Origin of the sequence: Pseudomonas sp. I3-I5 (assembly GCF_022699445.1) — a bacterium.
In the GTDB taxonomy this organism is placed as follows: domain Bacteria; phylum Pseudomonadota; class Gammaproteobacteria; order Pseudomonadales; family Pseudomonadaceae; genus Aquipseudomonas; species Aquipseudomonas fulva.
This window is the reverse complement of the sequence record NZ_CP093940.1, coordinates 3,874,880-3,893,052: the sequence shown is the minus strand read 5'-3', so window position 1 is coordinate 3,893,052 and position 18,173 is coordinate 3,874,880. Positions and strand designations below refer to the sequence as shown.

The 18,173-nt window shown below is 62.2% G+C and carries 21 protein-coding genes, 1 pseudogene and 1 riboswitch; of the genes and pseudogenes, 11 read left to right on the top strand and 11 right to left on the bottom strand.

Annotated features, from left to right (window positions below; translation table 11 throughout):
• Positions 1-4 precede the first annotated feature (4 nt).
• The 4 genes and pseudogenes from phrB to MOP87_RS17335 all read right to left on the bottom strand — a co-directional run bounded on the left by phrB (position 5) and on the right by MOP87_RS17335 (position 4,356).
• Positions 5-1,423, bottom strand: coding sequence for a deoxyribodipyrimidine photo-lyase (gene phrB, locus MOP87_RS17350; RefSeq protein WP_145281037.1), 1,419 nt, complete (start codon positions 1,421-1,423; stop codon positions 5-7).
• Positions 1,414-2,314, bottom strand: a pseudogene (locus MOP87_RS17345) (MerR family transcriptional regulator). Before MOP87_RS17345 ends, phrB begins: the two are co-directional and overlap by 10 nt.
• On the bottom strand, positions 2,304-3,272 hold the full coding sequence (locus MOP87_RS17340) for a DUF523 and DUF1722 domain-containing protein (protein WP_027916618.1): 969 nt from the start codon (positions 3,270-3,272) through the stop codon (positions 2,304-2,306). Before MOP87_RS17340 ends, MOP87_RS17345 begins: the two are co-directional and overlap by 11 nt.
• A 97-nt stretch (positions 3,273-3,369) precedes the next feature.
• On the bottom strand, positions 3,370-4,356 hold the full coding sequence (locus MOP87_RS17335; RefSeq protein WP_242809848.1) for an NAD(P)/FAD-dependent oxidoreductase: 987 nt from the start codon (positions 4,354-4,356) through the stop codon (positions 3,370-3,372).
• 187 nt (positions 4,357-4,543) lie between these two features.
• Here MOP87_RS17335 and MOP87_RS17330 point away from each other — a divergent pair, with 187 nt between their 5' ends.
• Complete coding sequence (locus MOP87_RS17330; protein ID WP_027916616.1) at positions 4,544-5,449, top strand: TIGR01777 family oxidoreductase; 906 nt, start codon at positions 4,544-4,546, stop codon at positions 5,447-5,449.
• Positions 5,450-5,462: 13 nt separating this feature from the next.
• Positions 5,463-6,479, top strand: coding sequence for a ferrochelatase (gene hemH / locus MOP87_RS17325; protein WP_242809847.1), 1,017 nt, complete (start codon positions 5,463-5,465; stop codon positions 6,477-6,479).
• 55 nt (positions 6,480-6,534) lie between these two features.
• Here the strand turns inward: hemH and MOP87_RS17320 are convergent, their stop codons facing one another.
• A complete protein-coding gene (locus tag MOP87_RS17320) occupies positions 6,535-7,809 on the bottom strand; it encodes a uracil-xanthine permease family protein (RefSeq protein WP_023534705.1) in 1,275 nt (424 codons plus the stop codon).
• A 2-nt stretch (positions 7,810-7,811) separates the two neighbouring features.
• Positions 7,812-8,450 (bottom strand): uracil phosphoribosyltransferase, encoded by a 639-nt coding sequence (gene upp, locus MOP87_RS17315; protein ID WP_027916614.1) that lies wholly within the window; start codon positions 8,448-8,450, stop codon positions 7,812-7,814.
• A 167-nt stretch (positions 8,451-8,617) separates the two neighbouring features.
• Between upp and MOP87_RS17310 the strand changes: the two genes are divergently transcribed.
• The 3 genes from MOP87_RS17310 to MOP87_RS17300 all read left to right on the top strand — a co-directional run bounded on the left by MOP87_RS17310 (position 8,618) and on the right by MOP87_RS17300 (position 10,074).
• On the top strand, positions 8,618-9,175 hold the full coding sequence (locus MOP87_RS17310; RefSeq protein WP_027916613.1) for a hypoxanthine-guanine phosphoribosyltransferase: 558 nt from the start codon (positions 8,618-8,620) through the stop codon (positions 9,173-9,175).
• A gap of 64 nt (positions 9,176-9,239) precedes the next feature.
• Positions 9,240-9,710, top strand: a complete 471-nt coding sequence (locus MOP87_RS17305; RefSeq protein WP_028688106.1) for a hypothetical protein — start codon at positions 9,240-9,242, stop codon at positions 9,708-9,710.
• 67 nt (positions 9,711-9,777) lie between these two features.
• A complete protein-coding gene (locus MOP87_RS17300; protein WP_027916611.1) occupies positions 9,778-10,074 on the top strand; it encodes a PA4642 family protein in 297 nt (98 codons plus the stop codon).
• Positions 10,075-10,113: 39 nt separating this feature from the next.
• Here MOP87_RS17300 and mqo read toward each other — a convergent pair whose 3' ends face one another.
• Positions 10,114-11,622 (bottom strand): malate dehydrogenase (quinone), encoded by a 1,509-nt coding sequence (gene mqo, locus MOP87_RS17295; protein ID WP_242809846.1) that lies wholly within the window; start codon positions 11,620-11,622, stop codon positions 10,114-10,116.
• 604 nt (positions 11,623-12,226) lie between these two features.
• Positions 12,227-12,460: a hypothetical protein gene (locus MOP87_RS17290; protein WP_027916610.1), complete on the bottom strand. Its 234-nt coding sequence runs from the start codon at positions 12,458-12,460 to the stop codon at positions 12,227-12,229.
• 166 nt (positions 12,461-12,626) lie between these two features.
• Between MOP87_RS17290 and MOP87_RS17285 the strand changes: the two genes are divergently transcribed.
• The gene (locus tag MOP87_RS17285; protein ID WP_023534676.1) at positions 12,627-13,208 is read left to right on the top strand and encodes a YajG family lipoprotein; all 582 of its coding nucleotides are present in this window, start codon (positions 12,627-12,629) and stop codon (positions 13,206-13,208) included.
• 67 nt (positions 13,209-13,275) lie between these two features.
• Here MOP87_RS17285 and MOP87_RS17280 read toward each other — a convergent pair whose 3' ends face one another.
• Positions 13,276-13,482 (bottom strand): hypothetical protein, encoded by a 207-nt coding sequence (locus tag MOP87_RS17280; RefSeq protein WP_027916609.1) that lies wholly within the window; start codon positions 13,480-13,482, stop codon positions 13,276-13,278.
• 160 nt (positions 13,483-13,642) lie between these two features.
• Here MOP87_RS17280 and MOP87_RS17275 point away from each other — a divergent pair, with 160 nt between their 5' ends.
• Positions 13,643-13,903 carry a hypothetical protein gene (locus tag MOP87_RS17275; protein WP_242809845.1) on the top strand — a complete coding sequence of 87 codons (261 nt, stop codon included), beginning with the start codon at positions 13,643-13,645 and terminating at the stop codon, positions 13,901-13,903.
• A 59-nt stretch (positions 13,904-13,962) separates the two neighbouring features.
• Here MOP87_RS17275 and MOP87_RS17270 read toward each other — a convergent pair whose 3' ends face one another.
• A complete protein-coding gene (locus tag MOP87_RS17270; protein ID WP_027916607.1) occupies positions 13,963-15,129 on the bottom strand; it encodes a 1-acyl-sn-glycerol-3-phosphate acyltransferase in 1,167 nt (388 codons plus the stop codon).
• 127 nt (positions 15,130-15,256) lie between these two features.
• Between MOP87_RS17270 and MOP87_RS17265 the strand changes: the two genes are divergently transcribed.
• The 4 genes from MOP87_RS17265 to MOP87_RS17250 all read left to right on the top strand — a co-directional run bounded on the left by MOP87_RS17265 (position 15,257) and on the right by MOP87_RS17250 (position 17,281).
• Positions 15,257-15,442, top strand: a complete 186-nt coding sequence (locus MOP87_RS17265; RefSeq protein ID WP_023534664.1) for a CPXCG motif-containing cysteine-rich protein — start codon at positions 15,257-15,259, stop codon at positions 15,440-15,442.
• Positions 15,442-15,702: a DUF2007 domain-containing protein gene (locus MOP87_RS17260; RefSeq protein WP_027916606.1), complete on the top strand. Its 261-nt coding sequence runs from the start codon at positions 15,442-15,444 to the stop codon at positions 15,700-15,702. Before MOP87_RS17265 ends, MOP87_RS17260 begins: the two co-directional genes overlap by 1 nt.
• A gap of 15 nt (positions 15,703-15,717) precedes the next feature.
• Positions 15,718-16,338, top strand: a complete 621-nt coding sequence (locus MOP87_RS17255; protein ID WP_027916605.1) for an SOS response-associated peptidase — start codon at positions 15,718-15,720, stop codon at positions 16,336-16,338.
• Between the two features lie 124 nt (positions 16,339-16,462).
• On the top strand, positions 16,463-17,281 hold the full coding sequence (locus MOP87_RS17250; RefSeq protein WP_023534677.1) for a M48 family metallopeptidase: 819 nt from the start codon (positions 16,463-16,465) through the stop codon (positions 17,279-17,281).
• Between the two features lie 58 nt (positions 17,282-17,339).
• On the opposite strand, the gene MOP87_RS17245 is transcribed toward MOP87_RS17250, so the two are convergent.
• Entirely contained in the window at positions 17,340-17,924 is a 585-nt protein-coding gene (locus MOP87_RS17245; RefSeq protein WP_242809844.1) for a TMEM165/GDT1 family protein, read from the bottom strand.
• An 88-nt stretch (positions 17,925-18,012) separates the two neighbouring features.
• A riboswitch (yybP-ykoY riboswitch) is annotated at positions 18,013-18,152 on the bottom strand.
• Positions 18,153-18,173: the final 21 nt, after the last annotated feature.

Sequence of the window (18,173 nt, the reverse complement as noted above, 5' to 3'; positions counted from 1 at the left end):
ACGACTAGCGGGGCAACTCCTTGAAAGCCTGGAGCGCCCGCTGTCGACTACTGTGAAGATCGACGATAGGAGTGGGATAGAGATTAGCATCAATCAAGCCGTGGCATTTTCCGGGGTCGTGGATATTTTTGTCGTCAATGCCCTGCAATTCAGGTACCCACTGACGGATAAAGCGGGCCTTGGGGTCAAAACGTTGGGACTGCGACACGGGGTTGAAGATCCTGAAGTAGGGGACCGAGTCGGTGCCGGTGGATGCGCTCCACTGCCAGCCGCCGTTGTTGGCCGCCAGATCGCCGTCGATCAGATGGCGCATGAAGTGACGTTCCCCCAGCCGCCAGTCGATCAACAGGTTCTTGCTCAGGAACATGGCGGTCAGCATGCGTAGCCGGTTGTGCATCCAGCCGGTGGCCAGCATCTGGCGCATGGCCGCATCGATGATCGGGAAGCCGGTTCGGCCCTGCTGCCAGGCTTCGAATTCCTTGGGTGCTTTACGCCACGGCAACGCCTCGGTGTGCGCACGGAAGGCACGATGCCGAGACACCTGGGGATAGCCCGTCAAGATGTGCTTGTAGAATTCGCGCCAGAGCAGCTCGTTGATCCAGGTCTGGACGCCGCTGCTGCCGCTGTCGAACTCGCCTCGGTTGTGGGCCAGCGCGGCATGCAGGCATTGGCGGGGTGAGATGACCCCCGCTGCAAGGTAGGCTGACAGCTGACTGGTGCCCTCGCGAGCAGGAAGATCACGCAACGTCTCGTAATCGTCGATGACCTCGTCGGTGAATCGGGCAAGCCTTGCCTGAGCCTCCTGCTCGCCAGCAGGCCAATGCTTGCGCAGCGCGTCTGCGGGCTTTTCGAAGGGGTCGACATGGTGCGCAATCGGGTCGCTCTTGATTGATGTCGGGGCTTGACGTTTAACCGGTGAGGCCATTGAGGGCAGGCTGCGGTGCAAGTGTTCCAGGCAGTTTTTCTTGAATTGGCCGAACACCTGGAAGTAGCCGCCACTGCGGGTCAGCACCGTTCCGGGCCGGAACAGGAGCTGGTCGAGGTGGCTGTGAACCTGAACCTCGGAGGCTTCGAGCAATTGGCGCGTGGCCGTGTCGCGGCGGGCCTCGTTGATGCCGTATTCCTCGTTCCAGTGAACGCTCTGGACATGATGCTTCCGGCAGACGTCGAGCACAGCCTGAGGCGCATCATCCCAGGTGTCTATCGTGCGTATGAGCAATGGGATGTTGAGCGCATCAAGCGACTGGCGCATCTCGCGCAGGTTGCGTAGCCAGAAATCCACTTTGCAGGCCGCATCATCATGGGCCTGCCATTGACCAGGGCTGATAAGCCACAGGGCCAAGGTTGGGCCACGTTCACTGGCGGCGCTCAGGGCGGTGTTGTCGGTAACGCGTAGGTCACTGCGAAGCCAGGTCAAATGCATGAAATCGGAATCTCTCCAGGCTGGCAGTCACAGGCCTTGCAGTAACTGCAAGGCCGCTTGAGGGGTATCGAAGGTGTGCAGGTGAGGCAGGTCGAGCGAGCCCAGTTGGGCCTGATGCAGCGCCAGCAAGGCTCCCCCGGCAAGGGTGGGCAGCTGCAGGTTCTGGAGCGTGCGCTGCAACGCGCGGGTGTCGATGCGCGGGCCGAGGTTCAGGAGCACCGCGCGCGGCTTCAAGGCCGCAGCTGCACTCTGCAACTGCGCACCGGCCACGGCTTGCTCGAGGATTTCCACCGCAAAGCCATTGCTGGTGAACAGCCATGCGCAGAGCCACAGGCCAGGGTCGAAGCCTCGGTCACTGTCTTCGGCAAGCAGAACCGGTGGGCCCTGTAGCAGCTGATTGTCGTGATACACCCGCGCGCCCAGTTTGCTGCGCAACCACGTATGGAAGAACACCTGCTCAAGCCGGGCGTTGAAGTAATTGCGCCAGCGCAGTTCCAGCAGGTCCAGCAAAGGCAGCAGCAACTGCTCGCATAACGTGACGGCAGGGTAGAGCGCCATGGCCTGGTTCAACTGATGATCCAGCGCCCGTTGCGACAAGTTGGCGATGGCTTCGAGCATCTGGAACTGACGGGTTTGCCAATCCCCGGTGGGTGGGGTGCTGAGTGGCTTGTCCAGCAAATCCCCCACCTGGCTGACCGATGCACCACGCTGCAACCAGGCCAGGATCGCTTCCACTCTCTCGACCTGTTCGACCGGGTACAGTCGATGCCCCTTGGGTGTGCGCTGTGGCTTGAGCAGCCCGTAGCGCCGCTCCCATGCGCGCAGGGTGACCGGGTTGACGCCCGTGCGCCGGGCCAGCTCACCAATTGGTAGAAGAATCTCAGACCGCATTACGTAGTCCCAGGCGTTCAGGATGAGGCTGCAAGTAGGCTTGTTGCAGCAGGTAGGGGTCAGGGTGGTTGCGCAGATGATGCTTGAGCAGGGTCAGCGGTACGATCAAAGGCACGACCCCTTGCTGGTACTGTCCGATCAACGTCTGCAGCTCGGCTTTGTCGGCAGGGGTCAGGGCGTTTTTGAAGTAGCCGCTCAGATGCTGCAACACATTGCCGTGTGTGCCACGGCTGGCACAGCGGCGCAAAGCCTGCATCAGCTCCGAGAAATAGCGGGGGGCGACAACGGCCGTATCGTCGTCCTTGCTCATGCTGCCGAGCATGCGCCCCAAGGTGCGATAAGCCTGCGGGTTGTTCGCCATCAGCAGGTACTTGTAGCGGGAGTGGAAAGCCAGCAGCGCATGGCGACTCAAGCCTTGCTCAAGCAGATGTTGCCAATCGGCGTACGCGTACACGCGGCTGATGAAGTTCTCGCGCAGCACAGGGTCGTGCAGGCGGCCTTCCTCTTCGACCGGCAGGTCTGGCCTTAGCTCGCAAAAAGCCTGCGCATAGGCGCCGCGACCGCGGTTGATGGCCGGGTGACCATTGTCCTGGTAGACCTTGACACGCTCAAGACCGCACGAGGGCGACTTCTGCATGAAGATGTAGCCGCAAACATCATCAAGTTCGGCGGCCATCTGTTTACCGTAATCACGCAGCGGACCCGTATAGTCCAGGTCAGGGTTGCGCGTGCCCACGACTTCAGGATGTTCAGGGTCGCCCACCAGCCGGATTGGATCGCGCGGTACACCCAGGCCAATGGCCATTTCTGGGCACACCGTCGTCCATTCGAAATGTTCTTCCAGTTGGGTGCGGCACAGGTCCGAGGACTTGTGCCCACCGTTGTAACGCACGTTATGCCCGGTCAGGCAGGCACTGATAGCGATGCGCGGCTTGTGGTGAACTGCAGGGTCGTGCATAGCTGCCTCCGTATACCTGTACAACTTATCAGTCATGTACAGGAATATTCCAGCACATAGTGGGTCCGGTGCGAACCCTTAAGGTGTAGATAGCCGATCAGTCCAAGTGTTCAAGTAAACGGCGCGCGGCCTCTTGTCCACTCAACCAGGCACCTTCCACCCGTCCGGACAGGCACCAGTCCCCGCAGGCATATAACCCTTGGTCGGCATCGGCCAGGGCGCCGAATTCGTGATGGCTGCCGGGGCGGGCGTACAACCAGCGGTGGGCCAGGGCAAACGCGGGCTCAGGCACGGCGCAACCGACCAGTTCGGCGAACTCGCCGCGCAGGTGCTCGACGACGTCGTCCTTGGACAGGTCGATGTATTGTCGGCTCCAGTTGGAAGTGGCGTGCAGTACCCACGTGTCCAGCGTCTCGTCGCGCCCCGGCTTGCTGCGGTTGCGTGCCAGCCAGTCAAGCGGGCTTTCCTGGACGAAGCAGCCTTGCATGGGCGTATCCAGAGGGGCCTTAAAGCCCAGCGCCACCGCCCAGGTTGGCTCCATCTGCACCCCGGCGGCCACGGCTGCGAGCTTTGGCGTGGCTGCCAGCAGGGGCGTTGCCTGTGGCGCCGGTACGGCAACCACCACACGGCGGAATGGACCATGGCTGCAGCCCTCGGTGTCCTGCAGGTGCCAGTAGTCCTTGCCGCGAAAGACCTCGGTAATACGGCAGGCGAAGCTTACGGTCATGTCCTTGAGCAGGCCGCGGGTGATGGCGCTCATGCGTGGCACGCCCACCCAGCGGGTCTGTTCATCGGGGGAGGGGGTGAGTGACCCGTCGCGGTAGTGGTACAGCTGTGGTTTCCACTGCGCCGCCCAGCCGGCGGCTACCCAGTGCTGCAGTTCTTCGACGAAGCGGCGGTCACGGGCGGTGAAATACTGCGCCCCCAAGTCCAGTGCACCGGCTTCGCTGCGTTTGCTGGCCATGCGCCCGCCGCTGCCATGGCCCTTGTCGAAAAGGTGCACGGTCTGCCCGGCGCTCTGCAGTGCCTGGGCGGCTGACAGGCCGGCAATGCCAGCCCCGATGATGGCAATAGGTATGGTCATGATGGCCTCTTAAAACCTTGCTATGCGCAGATTACGCTGTCAGGCAAACCTGTACAATCATAAAAATATGTATAAGTATATTCCGCAAGTAACGATTGGTTGGCCTATGTTTATCGGAGAGCATGGGCGCTAGAAAGTGCCTTGATGTTAAAAATAGACCACTGCCTTATTCCATGAGGACACTGCCATGCACATCCTGCTGACAGGCGGCACCGGATTGATAGGCCGGCACTTGTGCCGTCACTGGCTTGCTCAAGGGCATCGGCTCACCGTGTGGAGTCGACGTCCCGAGGCGGTGGCGACGCTTTGCGGCGACGGTGTCAGAGGCATTGCCGAGCTCAATGAACTGGAAGCGGCCGACCCCATTGATGCCGTGGTGAATCTGGCCGGTGCGCCGATTGCCGATCGACCCTGGACGGCCTCTCGGCGCAACCTGCTGTGGTCAAGCCGCATCGCCCTTACGGAGCAATTGCTGGCATGGCTGGGCAGGCGTGAGCAGCGTCCGGGCGTGCTGATCTCAGGTTCGGCCGTGGGATGGTACGGTGACGGCGGCGAACGTGAGTTGACCGAAGACGCCCCGCCGGTGGTCGAAGACTTCGCCAGCCAACTGTGCATCGCCTGGGAGGAAACGGCGTGCCGTGCACAAGCGCAGGGCATTCGGGTGGTGCTGGTGCGTACAGGGCTGGTGCTGGCCAGCGACGGCGGCTTCCTGTCTCGCCTGCGCTTGCCCTTCAAGTTGGGATTAGGTGGGCCGATAGGCAACGGTCGGCAGTGGATGCCCTGGATCCACATAGACGACCAGATCGCCCTGATTGATTTTCTCTTGCAGCGCACCGACGCCAGCGGCCCTTACAATGCCTGTGCACCTGAGCCTGTGCGTAACCGTGAATTTGCCAAGCAGCTGGGCAGGGCGCTGCACCGACCTGCCGTGATACCCCTGCCTGGGTTGCTGCTGAAAGCTGGCCTGGGCGAGATGTCGAACCTGCTGCTCGGTGGCCAGCGCGCCTACCCCACGCGGTTGCTGGCAGCCGGGTTCACGTTCCGCTTCAACGATCTGCAATCGGCGCTGGGCAATTTGTCCAGCCGCCTCTGACATAGGATGCTGCATGACCGATCACGCTTTGCTGCTGGTCAACCTGGGTTCACCGGCCTCCACGTCGGTAGCCGATGTTCGCCGCTACCTCAATCAGTTTCTCATGGACCCCTATGTGGTCGACTTGCCCTGGCCCATCCGGCGCCTGTTGGTGTCGTTGATACTGATCAAGCGTCCCGAGCAGTCCGCCCACGCCTATGCCTCGATCTGGTGGGACGAGGGCTCGCCGCTGGTGGTGCTTACCCGTCGCCTGCAAGCGGCCATGGTCGATCACTGGCCTCACGGGCCGGTTGAAATCGCCATGCGCTACGGTGCGCCAGCCTTGCCCCAGGTACTGGAGCGGCTTGCGGCGCAGGGTATACGCAAGGTCACCCTGGCGCCCCTGTACCCACAATTTGCCGACAGCACAGTAACGACCGTCGTGGAGCTCGCCCGGCAGACCATCACCGAGCAGCAACTGCCGCTGCAGATGCGCGTGCTGCAACCGTTCTACGATGATCCAGACTACATCGACGCATTGGTCGCCAGTGCCCGGCCCTATTTGGAGCAGGACTATGACCACCTGCTGCTCAGCTTCCATGGCTTGCCCGAACGCCATTTGAAGAAACTCTTCCCTAGCGGTACGAAGCATGACCTGCGAGCGCCCGAGTGCTGCGAAGGTGCCAGCGCCCAAGTGCGTGCCGTGTGTTACCGCGGGCAGTGCCTGGCTACGGCCAGGGCGTTCGCGACGAAGCTGGGCATACCAGCGGGCAAGTGGTCGGTCTCCTTCCAGTCGCGGCTGGGCCGGGACAAGTGGATCGAACCCTATACCGAAGCGCGGCTGGACGAACTCGCCCAGGCCGGGGTAAAGAAGTTGCTGGTGATGTGCCCGGCCTTCGTGGCCGACTGCATCGAGACGCTCGAGGAAATCGGCATGCGCGGCAGCGAGCAATTCGTCGAAGCCGGTGGTCAGGAGCTGGTGCTGGTGCCCTGCATGAACGAACACCCGGAATGGGTGAGGGTGCTGGCCAAGCTCTGCGAAAACGCTTGATGGCCCGCCTGGTCTGGCCCCGTCGAGGACGGCGCCAGACCAGGCGACTCAGGCGTCAAGGCAACTGATCATCCTGCTGCTTGTGCTTCCAGGCATCGTTGCCTGGCAGGATGAGGTTGAGCGCGATCGCCACGATAGCGCACAACGCGATGCCCTTCAGGCCCCAGTCGTCGGGACCGTCACCGCTGCCGACCAGCACGCCGCCGATACCGAATACCAGGGTCACCGACACGATCACCAGGTTCCGCGCTTCGGCGAGGTCGACCTTGTGGCGGATCATGGTATTGAGCCCGACGGCTGCGATCGAGCCGAACAGCAGACAGAGGATGCCACCCATCACAGGCACCGGAATGCTCTGCAGCAGGGCGCCGAACTTGCCGATGAAGGCCAGGGTGATGGCGAACACCGCAGCCCAGGTCATGATCTTCGGGTTGTAATTCTTGGTCAGCATCACCGCGCCGGTCACCTCGGCGTAGGTGGTGTTGGGCGGTCCGCCGAACAGGCCGGCTGCCGTCGTGGCGATGCCGTCACCCAGCAGCGTGCGGTGCAGGCCGGGTGTCTTCAGGTAGTCCCGTCCCGTCACGCTGCCCACCGCGATGACCCCGCCGATATGCTCGATGGCCGGCGCCAAGGCCACGGGCACGATGAACAGGATGGCCTGCCAGTTGAAGGCAGGGGCGGTGAAGTTGGGCAATTCCAGCCAGGGCGCCGCTGCAATCTTCGCCGTGTCGACCACCCCGAAAGCGAACGACAGGGCAAAACCCACCAGCACGCCGGCGATGATCGGCACCAGGCGGAAGATGCCTTTGCCGAACACGGCCACGATCAGCGTCGTCAGCAGGGCCGGCATGGAAATCAGCATGGCGGTGCTGTAGGGCAGCAGCACGCTACCATCGCCAGCCTTGCCCATCGCCATGTTGGCCGCGATCGGTGCCATGGCCAGACCGATGGATATGATCACCGGGCCGATCACCACCGGGGGCAGCATACGGTCGATGAAGCCTGTGCCCTTGATCTTCACCATCAGGCCCATGAAGGTGTAGACGAACCCGGCGGCCATGACGCCACCCATGGTTTCTGCCAGACCGAACTGGCCCTTGGCGAGAATGATCGGGGTGATGAAGGCAAAGCTCGATGCCAGGAAAACCGGCACCTGACGCCCGGTCACCAGCTGAAACAGCAAGGTGCCAAGGCCTGCGGTGAACAGCGCGACGTTAGGGTCCAGGCCGGTAATCAAGGGCATCAGCACCAGCGCGCCAAATGCCACGAAGAGCATCTGCGCGCCTGAAACGACCTGACGCCAGAGCGGGTCGTTGTAGCCGTCCTGCATGGTCAGGCGTCCTTTTGCTTGGTGCCGAAGATCTTGTCGCCGGCATCACCCAGGCCTGGGACGATGTAGCCATGTTCGTTCAGGCGCTGGTCGATGGAGGCCGTGTAGATCTGCACATCCGGGTGGGCCTTGTGTACCACGTCAATGCCCTCTGGGGCAGCAACCAGGACCATGGCGCGGATTTCCCGGCAACCGGCCTTTTTCAGCAGGTCGATGGTGGCGACCATCGAGGCACCGGTGGCCAGCATCGGGTCGATGATCAGGGCCAGGCGCTGGTTGATGTCCGGCGCGAGCTTTTCCAGGTAAGTGTGGGCCTCAAGCGTCTCTTCGTTGCGGGCCACGCCCACCGCGCTGACCTTGGCACCCGGCACCAGGCTGAGCACGCCGTCGAGCATGCCGATGCCTGCGCGCAGGATTGGCACGACCGTGATCTTCTTGCCGGCGATCTTTTCCACGGCAACCTTGCCGCACCAGCCGTCGATTTCGTAGGTTTCCAGTGGCAGGTCCTGGGTGGCCTCATACGTCAACAGGGCGCCGACTTCCTGGGCAAGTTCGCGAAAATTCTTGGTGCTGATATCAGCACGGCGCATCAGGCCGAGCTTGTGGCGGATCAGCGGATGGCGGATCTCACGAGTGGGCATAGGGGGGGGGGGCTCCGAAAGGCGGGCAAAAAAACCGCGCTAGATTAATCTATTCAGCCTGTGCTGTCGTCTGATCATTTTGCACGTTAGTCCATAAACGCTTGATCTGTGACGAGCGGATGCGTACCTTTGCCCGCTTTTCCAAAATGCACCTCCTGGAGAGCGCCATGTCCGCCGATCTCGAGCATATCCGTCAAGTCATGCGTGAAGCAGACTGCCTGTACACCGAAGCCGAAGTCGAAGCGGCCATCGCCAAGGTCGGCGAGCAGATCTGCCAAGAACTGCACGACAAGAACCCCGTGGTGTTCTGCGTGATGAACGGCGGCCTGATCTTTGCTGGCAAGCTGTTGACCCACCTGCAGTTCCCGCTGGAAGCCTCGTACCTACACGCCACCCGTTACCGCAACCAGACCAGTGGCGGCGAGCTGTTCTGGAAGGCCAAGCCGGAAGTCTCGTTCATCGACCGCGATGTGCTGATCGTCGATGACATTCTCGACGAGGGCCACACCCTCAGCGCTATCATCGACTTCTGCAAGCATGCCGGCGCCCGCGCCGTGCACACGGCCGTGCTGATCGACAAGGACCACGACCGCAAGGCCAGCCCGGACCTCAAGGCCAACTACGTGGGCTTGCCGTGCATCGATCGTTACATCTTCGGCTATGGCATGGACTACAAGGGCTACTGGCGCAACGCCAACGGCATCTTCGCCGTCAAAGGGCTCTGAGCGCAGCCTGCCTGCCGCCCGCGTGTAGCATGCTAGAGTGCTCCTTCAAGCCAAGGAGCCTCACATGCGTGCGTTCATCCCGTTCCTGCTGGCAGTCAGCCTGCCCCTGGCTGCCGCGCCGATGCACAGCCAATTCCTGCCGCCCGACGACCAGTCCCTGCGCCAGGCAGCGCCCACCGCCCAGCAGCTCCTTCAGGTCACCGACTACACCGTGGTGGTCGGCGCCCAGCGCCAATCGGACCAGCAGCCCATTCCGATCACCTCTTCCCTGCAGGTGCGCCTCAAAGGCAAGCCTCTGAGCAAGGCGGCCAGCATCACCCAGGTGCTGCTGACCTTCGACGGCGAGGCGGCCAAGAGCCTGAAAAAGCCGCTGTACGACGAGAAGACACGCACGCTGAGCTTGAATTACCCGCTCAGCGATTACCGGGTCATCATGGACCTGCTGCGCAACGAGACCCTGTATGTGCAGTTTCTCACCTATGCCAACGGGCACATCTGGGCGGACCTGCACACCGGCACCGTACGTACGCGTTGAGGCTCGCGCGCGGCGGAAGGTACACTGCCGCCCTTTGAACATCGTGATGGTCCAGTTGGAGTCGGCAATGCGTAAAGACAAGAAACAGGTAATCGGTGACGAAATCAGCGACGACTACATCAAGGCGTTTCTCCAGTTCGAGCCCGCCGATGAGGTCACCTCGCCCTCGCTGCACAAGCTGGTAAAGGCTTACCGCGGCTTGCGCGTGGATGACTTCCGGCGTTTCGTTGGCTTCTTCGTCGAAGCAGGCTTGGACCTCGATGGCAAGGACGAGCACGGCAAGACGTTCGCCGAGCAGATCGCCGATCAGCGCAATGGCGAGGAGTACATCGAAATCATCGAAAACGCCCGCTCACGGGCATGAAAAAACGCCCCGAGGGGCGTTTTTCATTGGCCGGGCGGCTCAGGCGTAATGCTTGGCTGCCGGGCTGCTTTGCACCAGATCCAGTGCCGCATCGTTGTCGGCGCTGATCTTCTGGTAAAGCGCAGCGTCGGTGGCCAGGGTCTTCTCGCGCGCCGGGAAGATCTCCTTGAGCTTGGCTGCCCAGGCACCTTTTGCCTGCTCCGGGAAGCAGCGCTCGATCAGTTCCAGCATGATCGAGACCGTCACCGAAGCACCGGGCGATGCGCCCAGCAGCGCCGCCAAGCTGCCGTCCTGGGCAGACACCAACTCGGTACCGAACTGTAGAACGCCGCCTTTCTTCGGGTCCTTCTTGATGATCTGCACACGCTGGCCAGCCACTTCCAGGCGCCAGTCTTCGGCCTTGGCCTCGGGGTAGAAGCGGCGCAGGGATTCCAGGCGCTGCTCCATCGACTGCATCACCTCACTGACCAGGTACTTGGTCAGGTCCATGTTGTCTCGGGCCACCGCCAGCATCGGGCCAAGGTTGCCAAGGCGTACCGACAGGGGCAGGTCCAGCAGCGAACCGTGCTTGAGGAACTTGGTGGTAAAGCCGGCATACGGCCCGAACAGCAGGGATTTCTTGCCGTCGACCACGCGCGTGTCCAGGTGCGGCACGGACATGGGCGGCGCGCCAACGGCGGCCTGGCTGTAGACCTTGGCCTGATGCTGACTGACGATTTCCGGATTGTCGCAACGCAGCCACTGGCCACTGACCGGGAAGCCGCCAAAGCCCTTGCTTTCCGGGATGCCGGAGGCCTGCAGCAGCGGCAGGGCAGCGCCGCCGGCGCCGAGAAACACGAAGCGGGCGTCCACTTCGCGGCTGCCGCCGCTGTTGACGTCCTTGATGCTGACCGTCCAGCCGGCGCCGTTGCGACGCAGGCCCACGACCTTCTTGCAATACTTGACCTGCGCGTCGGGCGCGTCGCCCAGCAACTTGAGCAGTTTGTTGGTCAGGGCCCCGAAATTGACGTCGGTCCCCTTGAGCACCCGGGTGGCGGCAATGTGCTGGTCAGCCGGGCGGCCCGGCATCATCAGCGGCATCCACTCGTTCATCACGGCCTTGTCGTCGGTGTACTCCATCTCGGCAAAGGCGTGATGCTGCTTGAGCAGTTCATAGCGCTTTTTCAGGAAGGCGATGCCCTTGTCACCCTCGACGTAGCTCAGGTGCGGTACCGGGTTGATGAACGCCCGCGCCGGGCCGAAGTTGCCTTTCCTGCTCAAGTAGGCCCAGAACTGGCGAGACACCTCGAACTGGGTATTGATGTGCACGGCCTTCTTGATGTCGATGCTGCCATCAGCGGCCTGGGGCGTGTAGTTCAGCTCGCACAAGCCGGCGTGGCCGGTGCCTGCGTTGTTCCAGGGGTTGGAACTCTCTGCGGCCCCGGAATCCATCGCCTCGACCACTTCGAGTTTCAGGGTCGGGTCGAGCTCCTTGAGCAGTACGGCCAGGGTGGCACTCATGATGCCTGCGCCTACCAGTACTACATCAACCGATTCGTTCTGCGCCATTTAACGCGTCTCCACAATCTACAGCTACCTAATTGACAGCACAGGATCACCGGGTTCTCCAGGATCGCCATGTCCGACTTTTCGCAGTTCATGCAACGTCCGCGGACACCGCCAACCAGTCTTTGGGTTCGCCTATTGAACCCTGTTTGCCCCAGGTGCGGCAATTCGACTTATGGTCAACGACCGTCGGATGCGCTACGCAAGCCGCTCAGACACGCATCCAGCTTGGGGCCATTTGCCGCCTGTTCAGGGCTGTAGGGGACACACCTGCCGCTTTTGCACATGCCAGATTGTTCATTTGCTCGCCACACTCTTGTGAAGTAGTGAAAACCGTTTTTTCACGCTCTTTTGGAGACGTGAACCTCAAAAGGGGACTGCGCGATGGCAACCCACAGGTTCTTTGCAGTGTGACGGCCATGGAAGCAGGCACGACAGCCGATGCAAGACCTGAGTGGAAGGCTCTCTGTGGGCGAGGCGGGTAGATTTGCCGTGGTCAGACGGCGGATGCGGGGCCCGATCAGGAGACGTCCTTATAATCGGGGGGAGATTATAGCGATGTCGCAGCCAGAAATGTCGCCATTTCGCGGTTTTATTGCGGGGTTTTTCAGGCAGCCAGGATGCGTTGGTGCCAACGACGACTTGTCGGCTTGCAAACCCGGGCATCGTCCGGCAGTGCATGACCCAGCCAGGCAAGCTGCACCTCTTGCACCTGCACCCAGCCATCGCCCTCGGGTGCTTGCGAGCAATGCTTGAAGGCCAGGCACGTGCCATTCGCGTCGAGCAGGGCGTAGGCGGTGTGGCGAGGAGCAGGCAACAGCAGGTGCAAAAGCGAGGCCATGGCAGATGTCCTGTGCAGGTGAACGTGCTGCCACCTTAAGTGTCGCCGGTTAAGCGTTTGTGACAACCCCGGGCCTACCGGGCGCAAGCGGTGCAAGCCGCTTGTAGCCAGGCCCTTGCCGCTGGGTATACTGTGCGCCATCGCCGCATTTTCTGGAGAATCGCGCATGTTGCAACGACTGTTGTTCGGTTTGATCACCGTAGCCAGCCTCAGCCTGGTCGGTTGTGCCCACAGCCCGCAACAACTCAATCCGCAGCCCAAGCTCACGGCGCAACTCACCCCGGTGGGGCAGGGCCAGCCGGTGGTGGTGCGAGTGGTAGACGGCAGGCCTTCACCGTCGCTGGGCACCCGCGGTGGCATGTACCCGGAAACCAGCACCATCAGTGTCAGCGGCAACCAGGTGGTGCCCAAGCTGCAGGCCCAGGCCGAGGCTGCCGTGCGCCTGCTGGGCTTCACGCCCACCACCGCAGGCAACGCGCCCCAGTTGACCGTTACCCTGGCCGAGCTGAAGTACCAGTCGCCCAAGGACAAGCTGTACGTGACCGAAGCCACCATTGGCGCTACCTTCCGTGCTGACGTCGCCAACAACGGCCGCCGCTACACCGGTCGCTATGGCGCTTCGCTGGATCAGCGCTTTGGCATGGCGCCAAACCAGGACACCAACACCCAGTTGGTCAGCGATGTGTTGAGCGACGCACTGACCCGGTTGTTCAAGGACCCAAGCATCGGTCAGGTGCTGGCGCAGTAACGTTCAATGCTTCACTCAAACCGCTGCCCGGTGACGGCCAGCGGTTTTTTCATGCCGCGTGCCGGTATCATGCCGTCGCGATGCGCAGGTCCAGCAGGCTGATCCCGGTCTGGGTGTCCACCTCGGGCCAGTGCTCATGGGCATGCCCGCCCAAGGCGCAGTAGACCAGCCATTGGCGGTCTTGGACATTGATGGCCAAACCATCGATGAGCGCCTGTTGCTCATCACTCTGGGCAACGAGGTAGAGGCGGTCCTGGTTTTCGGCATGCAGCATGAACGAGCTCCGTTTCGAGGAAGGACGACAGGGTGGCCTGTTCTGATGACGAACCGATGACAGATGAAATTAAATGACACCCGGTCGCCGACGTGCAGGCAGTGCCAGGTGGCTTGGGTAGAATGCTGGCTTTTGTTCAGGTCAACGCCGAGGTAACGCGATGTCCATGCACATGTTCTGGGGGCTGATTGCCGCCCATCCCACCAAGCTCATCAATGTGCTGGCCTTGCTGCTGACGTGTCCGGGCGGCCTGCTGTTGCACAGCGCCAGGCGTGAGGCGGCCGATGCACGGCTAGGGTTGGGGGCGCAGCCGAGGACGTTTGCGCGATTCGCTGGGTGGGTGCCCAGGCAGCGCTACAGCCTGGGCTTCGCCTGCCTGGCCATTGCGCTGGTGCTGTCGTGGGTCAGCACCTGGGCCTGAGCACAATCGGGGGCTCAGGCCGAACGCGAGGCTCGCGTTCAACAGCGCCCCCTTGATGCTCAAGCAAGCGGTGCCTGCTGCCTGACCTGATACTGATTGCGCACCGGCGTCGCGTATTGCAACACCAGGTAAGGCCGCTGCTCTTCAGGGCAGGCATCCAGACGGCGCTGCCATTCTTCCTTGGCCTTGGCCAGTTCATCGGCTGGGAACACCTGCTCGGCGCTTGGCACCTGCAGCGTGTCATCCTGCTCGGCCCACATCGCATAGGCCAGGTAATGCACGGGGAACAGTCGATAACCGCCGAGGATCTGCCGGTCGATTTCCGCTGCCAGCTGCTTGGTGTCCTCGTAGTACTGGGTCACTGGCGGTGCAAAGTTGATGTGCACGCGGCCCTTGTAGCCGGTAATGCCCTTGGCGATGCTGTGATCGTCCTCTCCCGGCGCCTTCTGGTAAGTACCGGTGGTGGCGCGGATGTACAACTCACGGGCCTTGGCCTGGTCGCAGGGGTCGTATTCGTAGCTGATCGATACCGGCGTCAGGTTCAGGCTCTGGATGACCGCGCCGAATGCCTCGTCCTTGCGGCTCATGTGGAACATCTTGAGGATGGCCGAATCGGTGCGGTCGTCGCCATCCTTGGCCCGGCCTTCGGCCTGGGCGATCCAGATGGAGGTGCTGTCGTTGATGATGGAGTGACTGATATAGGCCGACAGTAGCTGGTAGGCGGCCAGTTTCTCGCGACGGCCGGTGATCGAGCGGTGCACGATGAAGCTCTTGTTGAGCCGCATGAGGTCGCTGACGAAGGGTTTTTGCAGCAGGTTGTCGCCGATGGCGATGCGCGGGGTGGGCAGGCCGGCGTGGTACACCGCGTAGTTGACGAATGCCGGGTCCATGACGATGTCACGGTGATTGGCCAGGAACAGATAAGCCGTGCCGGCCTTGAGCTGCTCCACACCCGAATAGGTCACGCCATCGGTGGCGCGGTCGATGGTGCGATCAACGTAGTGCTCGACCTTGTCCTGCAGGGTCGATACACAGGTCACGCCAGCGAACTCCTGGCGCAGGCGCCGGGCGATCAGCGGTTTCAGCAGCCAGCCAAAGGCACCGGCTGCGCGCGGGAAGCGGAAATGAGTCAGGATATCGAGGAATGCCGGGTCGCTGAGCAAGCGTGCCAGAACTCCAGGGACCTCAGCGTCGTCGTATGGTCGGATGGCATCGAATTCGCCCATCATGCTCTCTTGTTGGAAACGGCTAGGGTAATAATGAAGTACGGGCAGGCTCCGAAAAACGGCTCGGACGCACGTGGCCCTGTAAACAGAGCGGCAATTATACGCATAACTCGTCGTGGAGGCCCTGATGCTGGAAACAGAGTTCTACGATTGCCCTTATTGTGGCGAACGGGTGGAAACCTACGTCGATCTGTCCGGCGGCGATCAGGTCTACACCGAAGACTGTCAGGTGTGCTGCCGGCCGATCGTGTTCGTGCTGCAGGTGCATGACGACGAATGGATGCTCGATGTCAGACGTGAGGACGATGCGTGATGAGGCGTATCTACGAACCTGAAAGCCTGCTCGAGGCTGAGATGCTGGCCGGTATGCTTGCCAGCGAAGGGGTGCAGGCGCACCTGGTGGGCCGCGATCTTGTCGGGGCGACCGGCGAATTGCCTCTGCACGGTCTGCTGGGCTTGTCGGTGGCCGATGAGCAGGCCGAATACGCGCGGCAGTTGATCGATGCGTACAATGACGCCCAGCCACTGGTTGGCGACGAGCCGGAGAGCTTCCCCGGTACCTTGATCTGCTAGGTTCAGAATTACCTCATGTGTGGACGTTACGCCCTGTTCCGCTGGTCCCAGGCATTGGCCAACCTGCCTGGCTTTCCCGCCGGGCAACCCGCCCAGTGGAATATTTCGCCCGGCAATACTGTCCTTATCCAGCGCCAGCTGGATGGGCAGCTGCAAGTGGCCAAGGCACGCTGGGGGCTGACGCCGCCGTGGCTCACCGACCTTTCCCGCACTCCTGCGCACGCCCGCGCCGAAACGCTGGCCGAGCAGCCGATGTTTCGCGAAGCGTTTCGCCAACGACGCTGCCTGATACCGGCCAACGGGTTCTATGAGTGGCGGGGCAGTGTGCGCAAACGGCCCTTCTGGCTGACCCCGGGGGAGGGGGCATCGCTGTATTTCGCCGCTGTGTGGGAGGCTTATGCCGTACAGGAGCAGGTCTGGCTCAGTTGCGCCGTGGTCACCCAGGCGGCGATGAACCAACGCAGGCCCCTGATTCTGGATGAGGCAGGGCAGGCTGCCTGGCTGGATCCGCAAACGCCGCTGATCCGTTTGCAGGAATTGCTGGCCAGCCCCTCGGTGACGTTGCGCGAGCGGGCACTGGCGCCTTTCGTGAACGACCCGAAACTGGACGCTCCCGAGTGCCTCACCCCGGCCTGAGTGCCTGTCCATGCTTTGTGGCGCGCCGCGCAGAGGGCACGGGTGTGCAAAATCTTCCCTGCGGCTATGGCGGCCTACCCATGAGTCATCCTAGGATACGGCGCATGTAAAAAGGAGTGTTTCCATGCGTAAGTCTTTTGTCATCAGCCTATTGAGCGCTGGCATCCTGCTCGCCGGCTGCCAAGGGGTGAACACCACCAGCGGCGGTGCAGTGGGCGTTGAGCGCAAGCAGTACATGTTCAGCATGCTGTCGCCGGACGAGGTCAACACGATGTACGCCCAGTCGTACCAGCAGACCCTGGGCGAGGCGTCCAGCAAAGGCTTGCTCGACAAATCCAGTGCCGATGCCAGGCGCGTACAGGCCATTGCCAACCGATTGATTGCCCAAGCGCCCCAGTTCCGGCCGGACGCTGCGCAGTGGAAGTGGGAGGTCAACGTGATCAAGAGCGATGAGCTCAATGCCAACTGCGGACCAGGCGGCAAGATCATCGTCTACACGGGCCTGATCGATCAGCTCAAGCTCAACGACGCCGAGATCGCGGCCGTCGTGGGTCACGAAATCGCCCACGCCTTGCGCGAGCACAGCCGTGAAGCCATGTCCAAGGCCTACGGCGTGGAAATGGCGCGCCAGGGGGCCGGCGCCATCTTCGGCCTGGGTCAGGACAGCATGGCGCTGGCCGACACCGTGGTGAACTACGCCATGACCTTGCCCAACAGCCGGGCCAACGAGAACGAAGCAGACCTGATCGGTCTTGAGCTCTCGGCACGTGCAGGCTACGACCCGAACGCGGCCATTACCCTGTGGAACAAGATGAGCAAGGCCTCGGAAGGGGCGCCACCGGAGTTCATGAGTACGCACCCGGCCTCGGCCAGCCGTATTGCCGCCTTGCAGGCAGCCATTCCCAAAGTCATGCCACTGTATCAGGCAGCGGCCAAGCCCTGAGGCCGGCTGCAAGTGGGCAAGCTGGCGCCATGAAGGCGCCGGTCTGCCCGTCGGTGCGTCAACTTACCCAACCGCTGGCCTTCATGGCCGTGTAGACCGCAACGATCGCGAGCACGAAGAACGCGGCGGCCGCCAGGCGGCGAATCAGCGTCAGCGGCAGTTTGTCGGCGGCGAAATTACCCGCCAGCACCACGGGCACGTTGGCGATCAGCATGCCCAGCGTGGTACCGACGATGACCATGATCAGGTGTGGGTACTGCGCAGCCAGCATGACCGTGGCGACCTGGGTCTTGTCCCCGATCTCGGCAAGGAAGAACGCGATCAGCGTGGTCAGGAACGGCCCGAAGCGGCGCGCAGGGTTTTCGTCGTCGTCCATTTTGTCCGGCACCAGCGTCCACAGGGCCGTGGCGGTGAAGCTGGCGGCCAGGATCCAATGCAGCGCAGCGTCGCTGAAGAAACTGCCGAACCAGGCGCCCACGGCACCTGCTGCGGCATGGTTGGCCAGCGTGGCCGCGACGATGCCGGCAATGATGGGCCAGGGCTTGCGAAAGCGGGCAGCGAGGATGAGCGCGAGCAGCTGCGTCTTGTCGCCGATTTCGGCCAGGGCAACGATTGCGGTGGGGACCAGCAGAGATTCCAGCATCAGGGTTCCTACGGGGGCGGGTCGACACGGCTATGACACGTACGACCTCCCCGCCCCGGGTAAGGTGTGCGTGTCATAGGTCTTGTCAAACCCCGGGCCTGTCTGTGCAGGCCTGGCCATGCAGGTTTGCATGGTGGGTCGCACGCGCCATGGTCTGTGGACCAAGTATGTTGACGCGTACCGGGCGAGCGTGGCGCTCGCGGGAGACTACTCCCCTAGGACGGTGCGGATTCTGCCTAGGCGAAACGG